Origin of the sequence: Holdemanella sp. DFI.5.55 (genome assembly GCF_020593575.1) — a bacterium.
Classification (GTDB): domain Bacteria; phylum Bacillota_I; class Bacilli_A; order Erysipelotrichales; family Erysipelotrichaceae; genus Holdemanella; species Holdemanella hominis.
This window is the reverse complement of record NZ_JAJDMK010000060.1, coordinates 1-14,750: the sequence shown is the minus strand read 5'-3', so window position 1 is coordinate 14,750 and position 14,750 is coordinate 1. Positions and strand designations below refer to the sequence as shown.

General features: G+C 33.3%; 25 protein-coding genes. All 25 read left to right on the top strand.

The window, feature by feature from the left end:
• The first annotated feature begins 176 nt into the window (after positions 1–176).
• Positions 177–338 (top strand): helix-turn-helix transcriptional regulator, encoded by a 162-nt coding sequence (locus LJE08_RS10520; RefSeq protein ID WP_227403177.1) that lies wholly within the window; start codon positions 177–179, stop codon positions 336–338.
• Positions 339–346: 8 nt separating this feature from the next.
• Positions 347–643: a hypothetical protein gene (locus LJE08_RS10515; RefSeq protein ID WP_227403176.1), complete on the top strand. Its 297-nt coding sequence runs from the start codon at positions 347–349 to the stop codon at positions 641–643.
• 18 nt (positions 644–661) lie between these two features.
• Positions 662–946 (top strand): hypothetical protein, encoded by a 285-nt coding sequence (locus LJE08_RS10510; RefSeq protein WP_227403175.1) that lies wholly within the window; start codon positions 662–664, stop codon positions 944–946.
• A gap of 220 nt (positions 947–1,166) precedes the next feature.
• Positions 1,167–1,409 carry a hypothetical protein gene (locus LJE08_RS10505; RefSeq protein WP_227403174.1) on the top strand — a complete coding sequence of 81 codons (243 nt, stop codon included), beginning with the start codon at positions 1,167–1,169 and terminating at the stop codon, positions 1,407–1,409.
• The gene (locus tag LJE08_RS10500; RefSeq protein WP_227403173.1) at positions 1,402–1,656 is read left to right on the top strand and encodes a hypothetical protein; all 255 of its coding nucleotides are present in this window, start codon (positions 1,402–1,404) and stop codon (positions 1,654–1,656) included. Before LJE08_RS10505 ends, LJE08_RS10500 begins: the two co-directional genes overlap by 8 nt.
• Complete coding sequence (locus tag LJE08_RS10495; protein ID WP_227403172.1) at positions 1,653–1,934, top strand: hypothetical protein; 282 nt, start codon at positions 1,653–1,655, stop codon at positions 1,932–1,934. Before LJE08_RS10500 ends, LJE08_RS10495 begins: the two co-directional genes overlap by 4 nt.
• Before the next feature lie 14 nt (positions 1,935–1,948).
• Positions 1,949–2,128 carry a hypothetical protein gene (locus LJE08_RS10490; RefSeq protein WP_227403171.1) on the top strand — a complete coding sequence of 60 codons (180 nt, stop codon included), beginning with the start codon at positions 1,949–1,951 and terminating at the stop codon, positions 2,126–2,128.
• 1 nt (position 2,129) lies between these two features.
• Positions 2,130–2,624 carry a siphovirus Gp157 family protein gene (locus LJE08_RS10485; protein WP_227403170.1) on the top strand — a complete coding sequence of 165 codons (495 nt, stop codon included), beginning with the start codon at positions 2,130–2,132 and terminating at the stop codon, positions 2,622–2,624.
• Positions 2,625–2,636: 12 nt separating this feature from the next.
• Positions 2,637–3,308 carry an AAA family ATPase gene (locus tag LJE08_RS10480; RefSeq protein ID WP_227403169.1) on the top strand — a complete coding sequence of 224 codons (672 nt, stop codon included), beginning with the start codon at positions 2,637–2,639 and terminating at the stop codon, positions 3,306–3,308.
• Positions 3,309–3,322: 14 nt separating this feature from the next.
• The gene (locus LJE08_RS10475) at positions 3,323–3,877 is read left to right on the top strand and encodes a hypothetical protein (protein WP_227403168.1); all 555 of its coding nucleotides are present in this window, start codon (positions 3,323–3,325) and stop codon (positions 3,875–3,877) included.
• Positions 3,878–4,369: an ERCC4 domain-containing protein gene (locus LJE08_RS10470; protein WP_227403167.1), complete on the top strand. Its 492-nt coding sequence runs from the start codon at positions 3,878–3,880 to the stop codon at positions 4,367–4,369.
• A complete protein-coding gene (locus LJE08_RS10465; protein ID WP_227403166.1) occupies positions 4,347–6,821 on the top strand; it encodes a DUF5906 domain-containing protein in 2,475 nt (824 codons plus the stop codon). The genes LJE08_RS10470 and LJE08_RS10465 overlap by 23 nt, the downstream gene beginning before the upstream one ends.
• A gap of 227 nt (positions 6,822–7,048) precedes the next feature.
• Positions 7,049–7,546: a dUTP diphosphatase gene (locus tag LJE08_RS10460; protein ID WP_227403165.1), complete on the top strand. Its 498-nt coding sequence runs from the start codon at positions 7,049–7,051 to the stop codon at positions 7,544–7,546.
• Between the two features lie 19 nt (positions 7,547–7,565).
• Positions 7,566–7,847, top strand: coding sequence for a DUF6275 family protein (locus LJE08_RS10455; protein ID WP_227403164.1), 282 nt, complete (start codon positions 7,566–7,568; stop codon positions 7,845–7,847).
• A complete protein-coding gene (locus LJE08_RS10450) occupies positions 7,844–8,140 on the top strand; it encodes a hypothetical protein (RefSeq protein ID WP_227403163.1) in 297 nt (98 codons plus the stop codon). Before LJE08_RS10455 ends, LJE08_RS10450 begins: the two co-directional genes overlap by 4 nt.
• Positions 8,141–8,512, top strand: a complete 372-nt coding sequence (locus LJE08_RS10445) for a hypothetical protein (RefSeq protein WP_227403162.1) — start codon at positions 8,141–8,143, stop codon at positions 8,510–8,512. It begins immediately after the preceding gene.
• Positions 8,513–8,712: 200 nt separating this feature from the next.
• A complete protein-coding gene (locus LJE08_RS10440) occupies positions 8,713–9,054 on the top strand; it encodes a hypothetical protein (RefSeq protein ID WP_227403161.1) in 342 nt (113 codons plus the stop codon).
• Complete coding sequence (locus tag LJE08_RS10435) at positions 9,041–9,328, top strand: hypothetical protein (protein ID WP_227403160.1); 288 nt, start codon at positions 9,041–9,043, stop codon at positions 9,326–9,328. Before LJE08_RS10440 ends, LJE08_RS10435 begins: the two co-directional genes overlap by 14 nt.
• 4 nt (positions 9,329–9,332) lie before the next feature.
• Positions 9,333–9,560 carry a hypothetical protein gene (locus LJE08_RS10430; RefSeq protein WP_227403159.1) on the top strand — a complete coding sequence of 76 codons (228 nt, stop codon included), beginning with the start codon at positions 9,333–9,335 and terminating at the stop codon, positions 9,558–9,560.
• On the top strand, positions 9,560–10,039 hold the full coding sequence (locus LJE08_RS10425; RefSeq protein WP_227403158.1) for a hypothetical protein: 480 nt from the start codon (positions 9,560–9,562) through the stop codon (positions 10,037–10,039). Before LJE08_RS10430 ends, LJE08_RS10425 begins: the two co-directional genes overlap by 1 nt.
• Before the next feature lie 190 nt (positions 10,040–10,229).
• Positions 10,230–10,595, top strand: a complete 366-nt coding sequence (locus LJE08_RS10420) for an HNH endonuclease (protein ID WP_227403157.1) — start codon at positions 10,230–10,232, stop codon at positions 10,593–10,595.
• A 182-nt stretch (positions 10,596–10,777) separates the two neighbouring features.
• The gene (locus tag LJE08_RS10415) at positions 10,778–11,122 is read left to right on the top strand and encodes a hypothetical protein (RefSeq protein ID WP_227403156.1); all 345 of its coding nucleotides are present in this window, start codon (positions 10,778–10,780) and stop codon (positions 11,120–11,122) included.
• Positions 11,119–12,795 carry a terminase TerL endonuclease subunit gene (locus LJE08_RS10410; RefSeq protein ID WP_227403155.1) on the top strand — a complete coding sequence of 559 codons (1,677 nt, stop codon included), beginning with the start codon at positions 11,119–11,121 and terminating at the stop codon, positions 12,793–12,795. The genes LJE08_RS10415 and LJE08_RS10410 overlap by 4 nt, the downstream gene beginning before the upstream one ends.
• Before the next feature lie 21 nt (positions 12,796–12,816).
• The gene (locus LJE08_RS10405; protein WP_227403154.1) at positions 12,817–14,034 is read left to right on the top strand and encodes a phage portal protein; all 1,218 of its coding nucleotides are present in this window, start codon (positions 12,817–12,819) and stop codon (positions 14,032–14,034) included.
• Positions 13,994–14,692 carry a head maturation protease, ClpP-related gene (locus tag LJE08_RS10400; RefSeq protein ID WP_227403153.1) on the top strand — a complete coding sequence of 233 codons (699 nt, stop codon included), beginning with the start codon at positions 13,994–13,996 and terminating at the stop codon, positions 14,690–14,692. The genes LJE08_RS10405 and LJE08_RS10400 overlap by 41 nt, the downstream gene beginning before the upstream one ends.
• Positions 14,693–14,750: the final 58 nt, after the last annotated feature.

Sequence of the window (14,750 nt, the reverse complement as noted above, 5' to 3'; positions counted from 1 at the left end):
TTAATAAGAATTTATCACTGTCACTATCCCGTTAGCTTAACTTAATGACATTGGATAAATCTCTTAACTCCTAAAATATCTTTTTTTGCACGAGGTAGGGTTGATGGTGCTACATCAGGAAAAAAAGAAAGGAGCTAAACATGATATTGGATGAGAAAAAGTTAATCAATGAATGCTTGTCACGTTCATGGACTCAAATGGTTTTATCAAGTCGCTCAGGTGTATCACTTACGACGATAAGCAAAGCTTACAATGGTAAACCAATCTCAGATAAATCTGCAAAGAAAATAGCAGATGCATTGGTAATCAACTTAGATTTATTGATTAAGAAAGGATGAATTAAACTATGCCAGTTTCAACAAATTCAACAAAAAAAGCTAGTTCTAGTTCTAGATCAAGAACGAAACAAGCCGAAATTGTTATGGAACAACAATTAGATGTAGCAGAATTTGCTAATAATTCGCATCAAACTGAATATACGTTGATGATGCACAAATATGCAGATTTAGATAAACGTGAAAGAAGTTTGAAAATAAAACAACGTTTCGCCAATTGGATGTTGTTTGCATCTGTTATATTGACGATTGGATGCATTATCGGTACGGCATTCATCTGTACCACAATTCAATCAATCAGATTTTAGAAAAGGAGGTGGTGCTATATGAGAGCAATAGAACCAATGTTAAGTAATGAATACGATGCAGATGTTGAGCATAAGCTACAAATTTTAACAAAACAAGCCTACATCTCACAAATTGATGCAGCTCGTGTAATTGGATGTGCTAGTTCAACTGTAGCTAAAGTTTTCAAAAACTTAGGCATTGAAAAGAATGAATTTGGTTATCCAACTGCAAAGGTTATCAGAGCTTTAGAATTGCAACCTTATATTGATAACTTGATTCGTTTAAGAAAAGCAACAAAAAAAGTGACTCAAACCTGCAAGTAAAAGTCACACAGTGATGAAATAAATCACTACTTATATTTTAAATTAAATTCTCGAATCTTACAACCTGGATACTATGCAAAAGCCAAACGTCAACATTGGCAATAATACGTGCATCGACTGTTATTTTGTTGTGATTCATTACTCCTTTATAAACTTATTTAATAGATTATCAAATCGCATGGTATCTAGGTTGTAGGGTTCGAGTGGAAAGGATAAATACATGACAGAAAAGCAGAAATATGATGATTCTGAAGATTTAACAGTTTTTAGAGTTAACGTTGTACATACAAAATACGCATTAAGAGTTGAACCAGAAGGAATGTTTGATAAAAGCAAAACTGCAAGAGCATTGATGATGAGCGAACTTGATTTATCTAAAGCGTTAAATAATGCAACAAATGCATTTGAAACTGTTTTAAAAGAAGAAATCTTAAGAAGAATGCGAGGACCTTCAAATGACTAATTATAGCGACTTACATGATGTAGCTCATGAATTGCAAATAATCGCAGATAAGCTCAAAAAAAGTGGTCAATTCAAAGAAGAAGTAAATGTACTTCAAGCCAACGTTGATTGGTTAGACCAGGAATGCTTAAACAATAACACTTGTCCGTTCTGTGGTGGAAGTTTAGATGTAATCGAAAAAAATCATAACGATTGTGGTTTTGAAGTTTATCGAAAATGTTCGTCATGTGGTGAGGAGTTCTTATGATTACTGAATTTTATATTTTTGGATATGAAACTGTTCAATACAATTGTGGGTTTAAACCAATAGTTAATATCAGTTTTAAGACTGATGAAGGTTTCAAATTCATTAAACACGTTCTACTTGATTATAAAGAAGTTGAAGCTTTCTTTAGATCAATTGATGTTGAAGTATATGAGTTCGCTCAGATTCCTGGAAAAGAAGGACGATGTTTTATCGAAAAGGATTATGGGCGCTATTTCGTAAGAGGTTGGATTAATAAAGAAGGAGAAATAAAAGGCTAAAGGAGAATGTAGATATGGCATTTAATTTTGAAGTCAAAGCAATTGCAACTTTGACTGGATATGTTGAAGCAGATTCAGAAAAAGAAGCAATTCAACGTATCAAGGATATGAATGTGGATTACATGGATGTAACTGATGAGCACTTAGGTGATATGGATATGTCATCAGTTAAATTAACTAAAATGGAGGATTAATATGAATTTATTTGAAATTAACAAAGCTATTTCAGATGTTATTGAAAAAGGCTTTTATGAAGATGAAGAAACAGGAGAAATCTTGTTTGAAGTTGATGATTTAGATGATTTAAAAATCGCTTTTGATGAAAAGATTGATGGCATTTCAGGATATATCAAAAATCTTGATTCATTGAACGATGGAATTAAAAAAGAAATTGATAATTTGAACAAACGTAAAAAAGAGAACGAAAAGAAAATTAAATCATTAAAAGACTATTTGCTAATGATGCTTGATTACGAAGGAATCAAAAAATATGAAACTGTTAAAAATAAATTATCAACAAGAAAATCAAAATCAGTAAATATTTTGGATGAGAATTTAATCTCTGATGAATTTAAAAAATGTAAAGAAACATGGTCGATTGATAAAGTTGCTATTAAAGCAGCTATTGCAAATGGTAATGAGGTTGATGGCACAGAACTAGTTGAGAATACTAGTTTAACTTTGAAGTAGGAGGATTAAATCATGGGTCAGATTTGTTTAATTTTAGGGCCGAGCGGTACAGGAAAATCTGCATCGCTTAGAAATTTAAAAAAAGAGGAATGCTTAGTTTTCAACACGGCAAATAAATTAATGCCGTTTAAGTCTGAATTGACTTGTATCAATTTAAGAGACCAAAACAGTAGTACAAGATATGAATCTATCAAATCATACATTCAAACGTTATCTGTAAATGATAAACGCTGCAAGATGTATGTGGTAGATGATGCTCAATTCTTAATGGCTTTCGAATTGATGAGTCGAGCAAATGAAAAAGGGTATGACAAGTTTACTGAAATTGCTCGACATTGGTCAGCACTTATGGAATATATCAGCGGATACACTCCTGATGATGTGATCGTGTATTTCTTAATGCACAACGAATACGACAATACAAATGGAACATATAAAGCCAAAACAGTCGGGAAGATGGTTGATCAGTATATGTCGCCTGAGTCTTTAGCAACTATCGTATTAGGTACAAAATGTACGGAAGGCAAATACACATTCACGACTCATAACAGTGGTTCAGACACGTGCAAAAGCCCTATTGGAATGTTTAAAGATGATGAAATCGACAACGATTTAAAGCTAGTCGATTCAACGATTCGTGATTATTACGGATTCGATAAATTAGATAAAAAGGTTTCAAAATAAGGAGGATTTAGTAAATGAAGAAAATTGAAAACTTTGAAGAAATTAAAGCGAGTGGTGATTTTGATTCGCTTAAACCAGGAGGGTACGTCTGTACACTGATGGAGGCTAAAGACGAATCAGATAAGGAATATTTGAAAGTCTCATTCGATGTTGCGGAAGGCGAATTTGCGGATTACTACCGAAACTTATATAAAGCTATGAACTTTTGGGGTGGTGTATTCATTCGCTCGTACAAAGAAAAGGCCTTATCAATGTTTAAAGGTTTTATCAAAGCTGTTGAAGAATCAAATGTCGGCTATGTGTGGAATTGGGATGAATCGACTTTAAAAGGAAAGAAAGTAGGTTTAATCCTTCAAGAAGAAGAATATGTACCAACTGGTGGTACTCATGCAGGCGAACTACGTACACGTTTAATTGTTCAAAAAGTTGTTAATGTTGAAACAATTAAAAGCGGAAACTTCAAAGTTCCTGAATTGAAGAAGTTGGACAAGTATACTGCACCAACAGTTCAGACTCAACCGACTGCACCTCAACCAGTCAATATTTCCAATGATGACTTACCATTCTAAATGAATGCGATTTATTGTGATACAAGAGAAAAGCCTCAAGCTATTGAATCATTAAGTGAACAAATAAAAAAGAAAGGATATGAGTTGGTACGCACTAAGCTTTATGTTGGTGATTATCAACTCTTATCCAATCCATATTTGGTTGTCGATAGAAAACAAAATCTTCAAGAAATCATTGGAAATGTTACTCACGATCATAAACGATTCAAAGCAGAATTAGAGCGAGCACAAGAACTAGGAATACACGTAATCGTATTAATCGAGCACTCACCAGCAATTAAATGTATTGATGATATTCGATATTGGCACAATCCAAGATTGAAAGTATCACCTAAAGCTACTACTGGCGAGCAGTTAATCAAAATCTTAAACACGATGGAAATGGTATATGATGTAGAATTTCAGTTTTGTGCTAAGAATCAAACTGGAAATAAAATAGTTGAAATATTAGAGAAAGGAGCAGTTGAACATGGAAAAGCGAGCGAAATCTAGCGAGTTGATTAAATCCAAAATCAACTGCTTTGATTTATTAAATGAATTCAATATTGAAACGCAAAGATGTCCTGGTGATGACTCATATAGATGTAAATCATTTACTCATGACGGTACCAATCCAACATCATGCCAAGTTTGGCAAGATTCATGGTATTGCCACAGTTCTAAAAAAGGTGGAGATGTCATCTCGATGTATGCTTATCTAAAATACAATGGTGACAATTCCAAAGCTTTCAGTGATTTATTGTATCGTTTAAACATTGGCGATGATGAATATAGAAAAGAAGAAATTGATAATTACAAGACCGACATGGAGCGTTTACGCTTAAATGTTGAACAATATCACAAGAATTTGAAGCCTGAACATATTGCGTATTTTAAAAGCAGAAAAATCGAAGAAGAATTTATTGATGCTTACAAGTGTGGATACGATCCTTATTCAGACCGAATAATCATACCAGTGTGGAAAGATGGCCAGCCAATTTATTGGTGCGCTCGTGCATTTGATTCAAGCAAAATCACAAAGGATTATCCAAAATATAAAAAGCCTACAATCGGCTTCAGTTCTTATCGTGAAAATGAGCTATACGGATACGATACATTAGACAGAGGTAACGACGATTTATGGATAGCCGAAGGAGTATTTGATTTTGCATCACTTTGGCAAGATGGAGAATCAGTGCTATGTAATGCGACTGGTATGTCTAATAAACACATCCAAACTGTAATGCAAGTGGCTAAGGATTTCAAAAGGTTGATTCTGTGTTTCGATAATGATTCAAGTGGTACTCAATTTACACGTAGAATGTTTAAATCATGCTTCGAGCATAACATACAATTCACAATCGTAACGATTCCAACGGAATACAGAAAAAAGCCAATCAAAGATATATCAGATGCATATTGTGCAGGACTAAAGCCAAATGAGCTACTTGAAAAATACAGTCGTGATGGTGTTAGTGAACACCTAAGCCAATTCGATGATTATGATTCCTTATACGCATATATCAATCCATTAGCACCTTATTTAAATCGAAAAACAAAGAATCATGTAATTGATTATATCAATGAATGTATTTCATTTAATTCTCGTGATAAAAAGGACCTTATCAAAATGCTTGATAGGTCTAAAACTCAAAATGAAATAGCTGCAGACTTTATCCGAGAATATGAATATGATCTTTGGCACGATGTAGCAAATGGAATGTACAGATTTAATGGTACTCATTGGCAGAGTGTAAATGAATTTATAATTCGTAAATCATTCGAGCGTATGTATGATGTCCGCAATAATGAGGAGAAGTCAATTATAGATAAGGTCAAAGTTCAGACAACGGACGAGAAGGAGCCTATGCCTAATCAAAAGGAATGTTTCAATGTAGCAAATGGAACGATTTATTTCGATAAAAACAATCCAGATGAGCCTTACAAATTTGAACGTAACCACAACATCAAAGATTATTGTGATTATTGTCAGGAATACGACTACAATCCTAAGGCAGACGATTCAAAGATTAAATTATTCCTGCATCAGATTTTCGCAAATCATCCAAGTGGTGAAGAGAACATGGTGAATCGGTTCAAGGAATACTTAGGTAGCTTATTCAATCCTACAAACATCGAAGGTAAAGCAATCATGTGGATTGGTGATGGTTCAAATGGTAAATCTAAGCTAAATGAAATCATTGAAAAGATGTTAGGGGATTCATTATGTTGTGCGATTCCAGTTGAAGCCTTATCACGTGAGTTCCGATTACAAAGTTTAATTGGAAAATGGGTTAATTTCTTTCATGATCCAAAACCTGATACTTCAGAAAATGAAAATATCATGAAGAATTTATGTACGAATGACAAGATTACTACAAACGTTAAAAATAAAGAACCGGTATCTTTTCATCCAAGAGCAAGTATCTTTATTGATGCAAACGAATGCTTCCATCCAAAAGATAAAACAAATGGATGGCAAAGGCGATTCACAAAAACAACACACAGATTGTACAACTCGTTTACTCCTGATGAAGATAAGGTCGATAACATTTCGGTATTTCCAGCAGATGACCAAATCATTGAACATTTGTGTGAAGGAGAAGGCCTAAGTGCGATATTGAACTATGCGCTTGAAGGATATGCTCGATTGGTACGCAATGGTAATAAATACACTCCAATTCCACGTGATGTAAACATGGACATGGAATTACTTGGAGCAGGCAATCACTTATTTGTATTCGCATCACAATTTGATTTCCAAGATGAAAAAGAATTGACTCCTGATGAGATTTACTTGGATTATAGAAGATGGTATTTAGACCAAGGATATTTGGAGAAGTTCATTTTAACAAAAGAGAGATTCTTCAAACGAATTGAGCAGGAATTTAGACGAGCAGATAAGCCAGTTGAAAAGGTTCATAGGAATTATGGGAATGTGTTTGTTAACCTCAAAAATACTTAAGTTACTTAAATAGTGAAGGGTATGAAGGCATTTTCTTAGTTATATTATATTTCTAAATAAAAATAAAAAATAAATATATATATAAATAGAGATTATAACTACGTTTCACCTTTCATTCCCTTCACTAGTTCAAAAAGTGTGATTATGCACAAATAAAATGAAAGGAGCATAAAATGAACCAAAAACAAAAAGCAGTTGAAAATGTTGTGTTATAAAAGGAGAACCAAATGACAAGTACAGAATTAATTAAAGATATGCTTGAAAGACAGAAAGCATATGATGCGGAAGTATTTAAGAAACATAATGTTGACTATGTTTCTAAAACTCAACTAGAAAGTGCATTGTTTGATGAATTAGGCGAATTGATGCACGCTCAGAAATCAGATTGGTGCTGGTGGAAATTTACGCAAGAACCAACAGACAAGGCCAAGGTATTTGAAGAATACGCAGATGTCATTCATTTCGCTTTAATGTACGAAATCAAGTTTGGTACAGGATGTTATCAATACGAGGACATTAGATGGAATTACAACAAGCTAAAAACGGATTTAGGTTTTGGACAGGCATATGCATTTAGTTGTGCAATCAGTTTAACACGCGATGATAACGTATTAGCTTATGTAATCGCATTAGGATTGCATTTAGGATATTCGATTGAAGAAATTTATAACGAATATATTCGCAAGAATGAGATCAATAAAGAAAGATTAGCAAAGGGGTACTAGGAAAGGAGATTTAAGATATATGAACATGGATGTTATTGCAAGAAGAATTGTAAAGGAATACGTAGAAGAACATTTAGATAAATCAGATAAAGATATTAAGGAATCAGACAAGCAACCTTATATTGTATGGAAGTGCAAGACTTTGCAAAATTGGAAATATTTGATGAGTACAGATTTGCATGATGGAATGTATTATGAATTAACTTACAACGGCGATAAAAAGGAATGGTATTTGGATGCATATAAGAAGTTTGAGAATAGATGTATTCCAATGCCTGCGGATGATGAGGTAGATGTATGAAACTAATAGAATTACTTCCATTGATTGAATGTTCTACAGTAAACGTTTATGAGAAAAGAAGATATGGACCACCTAAATTTATCGTATTGATTAATCCAAAAAATAATAAAGGATGTATTTCAGATGATTTATTAGATAGAGAAATTTATTCAATATCAATAGGTTATAGCAGTAAATTTAACATTTGCGTTCGCAATAAGAAAGATGATGAAGAATTAATTAAAAAAGCGACTTCAATTGGTTTGATTGAAAATGCTAACAATGATGATTCAAATGAGGAGGATGATTTTTAAATGGAAGCGTTTGTTCAAATGTCACTAGAAACATATGATACGTTAAAGTTTAATAACGAGTATTTAAAAAGAAGGCTAAAAGAGGAACAAGAATCACACAGTGAAGATGTTGCACAAGCCAAAAAAAAAATAAATGATTTGGCCGAAAAAATAGATCAGTATAAGAAACACATTCTAGAACGTAATTGTAAATGGTTAGATATTGAGAATTATCCACTAGAACATTATTTGAATATAGATTCATGGAATTACGCAATGAATTATAAAGATGACTTATTAAATCTAGGGTTCACAAAACAAGATATGGATGGATTTATAGCCGACAAATATGAAGAATTAGTGAAAGAGAAAGAAGGAAAAGAAGATGATTAAATTAAAAAACAATTATGCAATCACTTCTAGCGGTGGAAGTCATGCGATTATAGTGAGGACACTTATCGTAGAACAGTTACTGAATTTAAAAAGAAGTGGTTTAAACAAACTAAGATTGATGTACAAAAGCAAATTGAATTAGAATTTGAAAGAACAAAGAATGAATTGCTAAAAGAATTTGATTACTTGGAGGATGTAGAATGATGAGTAATGATTTAGTTAAGATGAAACTTGAATTAAAAGTTTTATGGAAATTTAGAGTGGGATACAAAAAAGAATTACATCAACACTTATCAAATGGATATACAGTGGCAAAAGAAAGTATTCTTTATACAATTTTACAAAATGCGAAATGCGTTCCTACAAATAATCAGAAATTTCATATTGAATTAGACGGGTTTATTGATGTTGATGATAAAGCACAAGATAAGTTAGAAAAAATGTTAATGGCTTTGTGGAATACTTGCAAATCATTTAAAGATGATGGAATTGAAATTCATAAGCTATCAACACCAGGAGTTAAATCAGATGAGTGCGACTGAATATGATATTCATGATGAATCAATTAAAAATGGATGTATTCAATTAAAGTCACATATATTTAGAAAATGGACAGATTCTAAGGATTTCTTTGAATTGATTGATAGTGCAAATAAAATCATTGAATACATCGTCAAACTTGAACGTGAGAATTGTGGTTTAAGAGAATATAAGAAACATCAAGACAGAGCTAACGAAAGAAGATACCACACTGGTGATGAGTCATGGCATCGTGGTTCAGTTGTTGTAAATGAAAATAAAAAGAAAAGGAAGTGATTAAATGGCATTAACAACAGATGCTCGTGTATATTCAAATGCGCATCAATCAATGAAGCAAATTGAAGAGCTAGGCAGACTTTGCTATCAAAACAATATTGAAAAGAAAGATATATTTTTGATGGACCAAATTATTAAAAGAAATATGTCAACGGAAGTACAATATCTTTTAGATCATAAACTTGATGTGCATGAATTAGAATCTGCATATCGTTTGAAAGGTTGGATTTAATGCTATCAAATGAAGATGCATCGTATGTAATCAGACAGATACGCAATATTGATTGGTATATTGCACGTATCACTGAGATTGAAAATAAATTAAGTAAAGTATCTGATTTATTGAATTATGATAGAGGATATAAAAGTCCGTTGAATTGGCAGAGAATAACAATCAAAGTTAAAGATTGGGAAGGTAAGTTAGTTGATGAAGATGCACGATACAAAGCACCAGGAAGTAAGTATCAATCAAATTCGAATGGTTTAGTGTTCGATTACGAAGATGAATTGATTCAAGAGTTACAAGTAACACGATACAGTCTATGCAAAGCAATGTCTTATCTTGAACAACTAAAACAAAGTGATGAAGTACAATTTATTCTTGATTACTTTGACAACAAATCATACGAATCATTGAAGATGCAATATCATATATCAAACGTAAACAGACACATGAAATCATTAGTTAAACGACAAATCAAACAAATATAAAATAAAAAGCGTACTAAAGTACCCTTTAATCTTTGATATAATGGATACGTAAGAATTTAGTTCTTACAAAATATGCGACTTAGGGGGTATCAAAAAGATACTCCCTTTTATTGTCACATATGAGTCTCTTTTAAGTTTTCCTTTCGCTCATGTGCCTAGAATCATAGGTGCATGATTGAGAGGAATACATATGGCAGACTCAGAATGGATTGAATATTTATATCAACACAAGGATTTAAATGATTGGGATGTAGCTTGTAAAAAGTTCTATGATTCTGCACTTTGGAGACATAAACGTGAGGAAGTATTACACTTAGACCACAATGAATGTCAACTATGTAAGCAACATGGAATTATAACTAAAGCTCAAACAGTTCATCACATCATTCATTTGCGTGACAATCCAAGCTTAGCTTTATCAATCTACAACAACAACGAACGTCAATTGATTAGTTTATGTAACGATTGTCACAACAAAGTTCATCCAGAAAAGAATATAAAATTCAAATCAAAAAGCGAAAAGGAAAAGGATTTAATCACAGAAGAACGATGGTGATTCATTGATTGAACATTCAGTTTCAACCGTTTTATGAATAAAAATTATTTTTTTCATAATACCCCCCCGGGTAAAAAATTTGGTTTAAAATTTGAGTCCCCTCAGAGCGGGGTCGAGCGAATCCTGTCGAGAAATTCTTCTAATTCATGTAAAAAATTGGAAATCAAGGTGGTGATTAAGGAATGAAAAAAGAGAACAAGTCTATTGATCTAAAGAAAAGTTTGGATAATTTTAAAAAAGATGCGGAGCGACAAGGATATGTTGATAATTTCTTGTTTGCGAGTACTTTGAAAAGGCTGGAAACACAGATTGATATTCTGACAAGCTTGGAAAAGAAAATTGAAGAAGATGGTGTTGTTTGTACGAAGGAATATGTTAAGGGAAGAGAAAATATGTATGTGAGTCCTGCGGTGACTACGTACAATAAAACTTGCCAACAAGCCAACAACACAACTCAAGCACTTATTAAGGTAATCGTTTCGTTAGGCGGTGCTTTACACGAAGAAGATGAAGATGATGAGCTATGAGTTCATTACCAATATTCTGTAAAGAGTATTTTGATTTAATGGATGCGAATGAAGATGAGTTTTGTATTGAGCAATGGCAGTTGCGGTCGATGGTTGAGAGGGCCTTTCAGAATGAAAGGTTGATTGTCGATTTAGAACTTTATGAGCATTACATTGGATTAGGTAAGTATTTAGGCTTTGGCCGTGGATACGAATGGGAAAGATACTGCATAGGATGTTACTTGTGTACATTTAAAGAAGAGGACGGACTTCCGAGATGGGATGACGGCCTTTTTTTTATGGGCCGAGGTGCAGGAAAAGACGGATTGATATCTTGGATGAGTTTATGTTTGATTAGTCCATATAATCCAATCGAGAATTACGATGTTGATATTTGTGCTTTTAATGAGGACCAGGCTTTGAGACCAGTGCTTGATATTCACGATGCTTTAGAGAAAGAACCGAAGAAATTTAAAAAGTTCTTTAAATGGACACGTGAAAAAATCAGAGGTATCAAGAATAAAGGTTACATCAAAGGCCACACCAACAATGCCAAAGGTAAAGATGGTTTGAGAAGTGGTGCAGTGTTTTTAAATGAGATTCATACTTACGAAAACTATGACAATATCAACGTGTTCACTACTGGTTTAGGAAAGAAGCCTCATCCACGAACTGGATATTTCACAACGAATGGCGATGTCCCTGATGGGCCTTTAGACAATATGCTAGACGATGCAAAAGATGTTTTGAAAAATGGTCATAACGATAATGGCCACTTTTATTTTATTTGTAGATTGAATAACAAGGATGAAGTGCATGATGAATTGAACTGGCGCAAAGCTAATCCATCATTGAGATATAAACCATCATTATTAGTTGAGATGCGTAAGGAATATAACAAGTGGTTGAAAGCTCCACAAACTTTAGCAGCGTTTATGACTAAGCGAATGAATATCAGACAGACGAAGGAATCAATGCCAGTTGCGAGTTGGGATGATATCAAAGCTACTAACAAAGAGTTGATTGATCTAAAAAGTTGGTCATGTGTTTGTGGTATCGACTTTTCAAAAACGAATGACTGGATGGCAGTGAATCTACATTTTAAACAAGATGAAATTCGCTATGATATCAATCACGCTTGGGTATGTATGCAATCAACAGAATTGTGGAGATTGAAATGCCCTTATAAAGAATGGGCAAATGAATGTTATGTCACATTAGTTGATGAACCTGAGATATCACCTAAGTTGGTATCTGAATATCTTAGTCAAATGATGAATGATTATGTCATTGAAGGTGTTGCGATGGATAGTTACAGATTTGAGATATTGAAAGATGAGTTGAATAAGCTTGGTTTTAGCTATGAAAACAAGAATATTAAGCTTGTTAGAAATTCGGATATCATGAAAGTTGTGCCTATCATTGTTAGATGCTTTTTGAATCATTTCTTTGTTTGGGGTGAACAACCTTGCTTAAGGTGGGCTACTAACAATTCAAAATTAGTTCCTGCTAAGAAGTCAATGATGGCAGTTGATGGTGAATTGGATATGGGTAACTATTTGATTGGAAAAATCGAGCCAAAAGCAAGAAAGACAGATCCTTTCATGGCATTGGTTGCAAGTATGACAATTGAAGATATGTTGCCTCAAGCAATCGGTAGTATTCCTTTTGATATTGGAGTACTTACTTTTTAAATAAAAGGAAGGAGTGAAAACATGGGATTTTTGAAAAAAATATTTGGATTCGGTAAAGATTTCGCAGATGAAAAAGATATGTGGATTAAATCTGCAACAATTACGACAGAACAAGAACAGTTAGCATCTTTGACCGCTCGTCAATTGGCCTTTGAAATTTGTGTACAACGAATTGCAAAAGCGATCTCAAAATGTGAGTTCAGAACATACGAAAAGAAAAAAGAAAAGAAGAATAGCTTTTATTATTTATTGAATGTTAAACCGAATTACAATCAATCGAGTACAGAGTTTTGGAATGAATTTATCCATAAACTTTATTATGATGATGAAGTATTAGTTGTACAAAGAGCGGATAAATTGTTTATTGCAGATTCGTTTACTGTTGATGATAAAATCGTATTTGGTGAGCACGTGTTTAAAGATATTCATATCGGTGATATCACGTTGAATAGTGATTACAAACAGTCAAGAGTTATGCATTTTAAGTTAGGCAATGAGAAGATAAAGGAATATTTAGATGGCACTTTAGCATTGCAAACTTCTTTGATTCAAACCGCATTGAGTTCATATAAACGTGCGAATGGATTTAAGATGAAAGCTCACATAGGACGTATGCAAGCCAATAAAGATTTGGAAGATAAGATTAATGATTTGTTAAACAATCAAGTTAAAACTTTCATGAAAGCAGATAACGCATTGTTGCCTGAATACGAAGGATTAACTTTTGATGAGTTTGGAACAGAAAAGAAAAATATAGTAACTACTCGAGATATTAAGGCCTTATTAGATGATACGTTAGAACTCACTTGTAAGGCTTTTTTAATTCCAGTGAACATTTGTAATGGAGATGTAGCAGATACATCGAAAGCAGTGGATGATTTCTTAACGTTCTGTTTAGATTCAATTGTTAAATTGATTCAAGACGAAATCAACGGAAAGCATTACACAGAAGATGAGTACTTACGTGGTACTTACATGAAAATCAACACTCAAGCAATCAAACATATTGATGCTTTAGATATGGCTAACTCAGTCGATAAATTAATTAGTAGTGGTGTTTATTCAATCAATAACATCTTGCGTATTTTAGGCGAAGAAGAAATTGATGAAGAATGGGCGAACGAGCATTACATCACTAAGAATTATAGTGGTATCGACTCAACTGATCAGTCATTGAGTGAGAAAGGAGGAAAAACAAATGCCGAAGATGAAGGTAATGCAAATGCGAATGCAAGTTAATGAAGCTAAGCCAAATGAAGCAGACCTTGAATTGTACGATGAAATTGGTGAGTCTACAGACTGGTGGACTGGAAAGACATCAGGCATCAGTGCCGAATCAATCACTCAGTTTTTAAAGGAAAATCAAGATGTAGATACAGTTAATTTACATATTAATTCAAATGGTGGATTAGTATTTGAAGGAATCACAATTCACAATGTTTTGAAAGGCTCTGACAAAACTGTAAATGTAATCATTGATGGTTTAGCTGCATCAATTGCGAGTGTAATTGCGATGTGTGGTGATACTGTTAAGATGTATCCAACATCACAAATGATGATTCACAATTGTTGGACATATGGATGTGGCAATGCTAATGATTTTAGAAAGTTAGCCGACCAAATGGACAAGATTATGGACTCATCAAGAATCGCATACCTAAGTAAAGCTAAAGATAAACTTACAGAAGAAAAGCTTAACGAGTTGTTAGACAATGAAAGTTATTTAACCGCTCAAGAGTGCTTTGATTTAGGATTGTGCGATGAAATCATTGGCGTAGACACTTCGAAAAAAGAAGGTGTTAAAGCCGATGAAAAAAAGGTACAAAAGGTTGAAGAACCTTTAGAAAAATCGCCAACTATTGAACCTTTAAATAAGGAAAATGGTTGGTTTTTTTAATGCAAGGCTATGTCACAACAAACAGTTGATAAATAGCCATTTTTATAGGGGAGTATCA

What these genes read in the sequence shown, in the direction of transcription:
- LJE08_RS10515 (WP_227403176.1), top strand. Translation starts at nt 347, where the DNA reads ATGCCAGTTTCAACAAATTCAACAAAAAAAGCTAGTTCTAGTTCTAGA.
- LJE08_RS10510 (WP_227403175.1), top strand. Translation starts at nt 662, where the DNA reads ATGAGAGCAATAGAACCAATGTTAAGTAATGAATACGATGCAGATGTT.
- LJE08_RS10505 (WP_227403174.1), top strand. Translation starts at nt 1,167, where the DNA reads ATGACAGAAAAGCAGAAATATGATGATTCTGAAGATTTAACAGTTTTT.
- LJE08_RS10500 (WP_227403173.1), top strand. Translation starts at nt 1,402, where the DNA reads ATGACTAATTATAGCGACTTACATGATGTAGCTCATGAATTGCAAATA.
- LJE08_RS10495 (WP_227403172.1), top strand. Translation starts at nt 1,653, where the DNA reads ATGATTACTGAATTTTATATTTTTGGATATGAAACTGTTCAATACAAT.
- LJE08_RS10490 (WP_227403171.1), top strand. Translation starts at nt 1,949, where the DNA reads ATGGCATTTAATTTTGAAGTCAAAGCAATTGCAACTTTGACTGGATAT.
- LJE08_RS10485 (WP_227403170.1), top strand. Translation starts at nt 2,130, where the DNA reads ATGAATTTATTTGAAATTAACAAAGCTATTTCAGATGTTATTGAAAAA.
- LJE08_RS10480 (WP_227403169.1), top strand. Translation starts at nt 2,637, where the DNA reads ATGGGTCAGATTTGTTTAATTTTAGGGCCGAGCGGTACAGGAAAATCT.
- LJE08_RS10475 (WP_227403168.1), top strand. Translation starts at nt 3,323, where the DNA reads ATGAAGAAAATTGAAAACTTTGAAGAAATTAAAGCGAGTGGTGATTTT.
- LJE08_RS10470 (WP_227403167.1), top strand. Translation starts at nt 3,878, where the DNA reads ATGAATGCGATTTATTGTGATACAAGAGAAAAGCCTCAAGCTATTGAA.
- LJE08_RS10465 (WP_227403166.1), top strand. Translation starts at nt 4,347, where the DNA reads ATGGAAAAGCGAGCGAAATCTAGCGAGTTGATTAAATCCAAAATCAAC.
- LJE08_RS10460 (WP_227403165.1), top strand. Translation starts at nt 7,049, where the DNA reads ATGACAAGTACAGAATTAATTAAAGATATGCTTGAAAGACAGAAAGCA.
- LJE08_RS10455 (WP_227403164.1), top strand. Translation starts at nt 7,566, where the DNA reads ATGAACATGGATGTTATTGCAAGAAGAATTGTAAAGGAATACGTAGAA.
- LJE08_RS10450 (WP_227403163.1), top strand. Translation starts at nt 7,844, where the DNA reads ATGAAACTAATAGAATTACTTCCATTGATTGAATGTTCTACAGTAAAC.
- LJE08_RS10445 (WP_227403162.1), top strand. Translation starts at nt 8,141, where the DNA reads ATGGAAGCGTTTGTTCAAATGTCACTAGAAACATATGATACGTTAAAG.
- LJE08_RS10440 (WP_227403161.1), top strand. Translation starts at nt 8,713, where the DNA reads ATGATGAGTAATGATTTAGTTAAGATGAAACTTGAATTAAAAGTTTTA.
- LJE08_RS10435 (WP_227403160.1), top strand. Translation starts at nt 9,041, where the DNA reads ATGAGTGCGACTGAATATGATATTCATGATGAATCAATTAAAAATGGA.
- LJE08_RS10430 (WP_227403159.1), top strand. Translation starts at nt 9,333, where the DNA reads ATGGCATTAACAACAGATGCTCGTGTATATTCAAATGCGCATCAATCA.
- LJE08_RS10425 (WP_227403158.1), top strand. Translation starts at nt 9,560, where the DNA reads ATGCTATCAAATGAAGATGCATCGTATGTAATCAGACAGATACGCAAT.
- LJE08_RS10420 (WP_227403157.1), top strand. Translation starts at nt 10,230, where the DNA reads ATGGCAGACTCAGAATGGATTGAATATTTATATCAACACAAGGATTTA.
- LJE08_RS10415 (WP_227403156.1), top strand. Translation starts at nt 10,778, where the DNA reads ATGAAAAAAGAGAACAAGTCTATTGATCTAAAGAAAAGTTTGGATAAT.
- LJE08_RS10410 (WP_227403155.1), top strand. Translation starts at nt 11,119, where the DNA reads ATGAGTTCATTACCAATATTCTGTAAAGAGTATTTTGATTTAATGGAT.
- LJE08_RS10405 (WP_227403154.1), top strand. Translation starts at nt 12,817, where the DNA reads ATGGGATTTTTGAAAAAAATATTTGGATTCGGTAAAGATTTCGCAGAT.
- LJE08_RS10400 (WP_227403153.1), top strand. Translation starts at nt 13,994, where the DNA reads ATGCCGAAGATGAAGGTAATGCAAATGCGAATGCAAGTTAATGAAGCT.